This is a genomic window from Nocardioides marmoraquaticus, assembly GCF_054777915.1.
Genome location: NZ_BAAHAA010000064.1, coordinates 1 through 503, shown reverse-complemented (window position 1 = coordinate 503; position 503 = coordinate 1). Strand labels below are relative to the sequence as shown.

At 36.0% G+C, this 503-nt stretch carries 1 pseudogene; it reads left to right on the top strand.

The annotated features are described in order from the left end of the window. Positions 1 to 84: 84 nt before the first annotated feature. Positions 85 to 503, top strand: a pseudogene (locus ACYU8I_RS18895) (IS6 family transposase); the annotation flags it as partial.

Sequence of the window (503 nt, the reverse complement as noted above, 5' to 3'; positions counted from 1 at the left end):
CTATCAAATAAGGTAGAATAATAGAAAAAGATAGCAGGAGCAATGACGGTGAATCATTTTAAAGGAAAGCAATTTCAGTAGGATGTGATTATTGTAGCCGTGGGCTACTATCTTCGTTATAACCTTAGCTATCGTGAAGTTCAAGAAATCTTATATGATCGTGGCATTAACGTTTCTCATACGACGATTTATCGTTGGGTGCAAGAATATGGCAAACTACTCTATCAAATTTGGAAAAAGAAAAATAAAAAATCCTTTTATTCATGGAAAATGGATGAAACGTACATCAAAATTAAAGGAAAATGGCATTATTTGTATCGAGCCATCGATGCAGATGGTTTAACCTTAGATATCTGGTTACGGAAAAAGCGCGACACATAGGCTGCGTATGCTTTTCTAAAACGACTGAAGAACCAGTTTGGAGAACCAAAGGTTCTAGTAACGGATAAAGCACCCTCTATTAAGAGTGCCTTCAGAAAGCTTCAGAAAAATGGACTGTATAT